This window comes from Guyparkeria sp. (assembly GCF_041687595.1).
GTDB lineage: Bacteria > Pseudomonadota > Gammaproteobacteria > Halothiobacillales > Halothiobacillaceae > Guyparkeria.
The window spans coordinates 1-1,425 of the sequence record NZ_JAWLBP010000045.1; the positions used below are offsets into that span (position 1 = coordinate 1).

At 65.8% G+C, this 1,425-nt stretch carries 2 protein-coding genes; one reads left to right on the top strand and one right to left on the bottom strand.

Features of this window, described 5'->3' with window-relative positions; translation table 11 throughout:
• Positions 1–505: ribulose-phosphate 3-epimerase (rpe, locus tag ACESL5_RS07675; protein WP_372592194.1), on the bottom strand; the 505-nt coding region annotated here is incomplete at its 3' end.
• A 261-nt stretch (positions 506–766) separates the two neighbouring features.
• Between rpe and ACESL5_RS07680 the strand changes: the two genes are divergently transcribed.
• Positions 767–1,425: FAD-binding oxidoreductase (locus ACESL5_RS07680; RefSeq protein WP_372592195.1), on the top strand; the 659-nt coding region annotated here is incomplete at its 3' end.

The following is a 1,425-nucleotide window of genomic DNA, read 5'->3' on the forward strand; positions in this document are numbered from 1 at the left end:
CGGAGCGGTCGATGATCTCGCGCGCCTGGCGGGCCTTCTCGAGGGTCGCCGGGATGAACTTCTGGCCGCCGAAGCCCGGGTTGACGGACATCAGCAGGACGATGTCGACCTTGTCGATCACCCATTCCAGCACGTCCAGCGGGGTGGCCGGGTTGAACACGAGGCCCGACTGGCAGCCCTGGTCGCGGATCAGCTGCAGGCTGCGGTCGACGTGCTCGGAGGCCTCCGGGTGGAAGGTGATGGAGGTCGCGCCCGCCTGGGCGAAGTCCGGGATGATGCGATCGACCGGCTTGACCATCAGGTGCACGTCGATCGGCGCGGTGACGCCGTGCTTGCGCAGCGCGTCGCAGACCAGCGGGCCGATGGTCAGGTTGGGGACGTAGTGGTTGTCCATCACGTCGAAGTGCACCCAGTCCGCGCCGGACTTCAGGACGTTGTCCACTTCCTCGCCCAGGCGGGCGAAGTCGGCGGACAGGATGCTCGGGGCAATGATGTAGTCGCTCATCGAAAAAGGCTCCTCGGATAGACGCAAAGATGGGGGCCGCGCCCTCCCCTACCGTCCATCGCGCGCGATGACGGGACAGGAATGGCGCAGGATACTGCTCGCCAATGTACCGGATTTCGGCCGGTTTTTTAAGGAAAGGCCGAGCGAATCCGAGCGCCGCCCCGGCCTGTCGAGCGGTCGTCTGCGCCGCCCCGGTCGGCGAGGCCGCCACAAATCAGCTAGAATTTCGCGACATTTCAAACCGGACGGGACCCCTGGCCCATGTTCTCCACCGAACTGCTGCTTCGCGAATTCGTCACCCACGACGTGCAACGCTATATCCTCGCCAAGCCCGAGGGATACGCCTTCACGCCCGGACAGGCGCTCGAGATGGCCATCGACGAGCCGGAATGGCGCACCCAGGCCCGGCCGTTCACGCTGACCAACCGCGTCGACGACCGCGTGCTCGAGCTGATGATCAAGAGCTACGGCAGCCACGACGGCGTCACCCAGCACCTGGCCGAGGCGAAACCCGGCACGAAACTGCTGGTCTCCGAGCCGTTCGACAGCTTCAAGTACGAGGGACCGGGCTGGTTCATCGCCGCCGGCGCGGGCATCACGCCGTTCCTGGCCATCATTCGCGACCTCGCCGACCGCGGCGAGCTGGACCGGCAGAAGCTGATCTATTCCAACAAGACCGGCGACGACATCATCCAGCAGCGCGAGCTCAAGGCCGCCTTCGGCGAGAACGCCCACTTCGTCTGCACCCGCGAGAGCTCGCCGCAGTGCACGCACTTCGGCCACGTCGACGAGGCCTTCCTCCACGAGCACATCCGCGACATGAACGAGGAGTTCTACGTCTGCGGCCCGCCGGCCTTCACCCAGCAGGTGAAGAAGACCTTGCGCGGGATGGGCGGCAACACCCGGAGCATGGAGTTCGG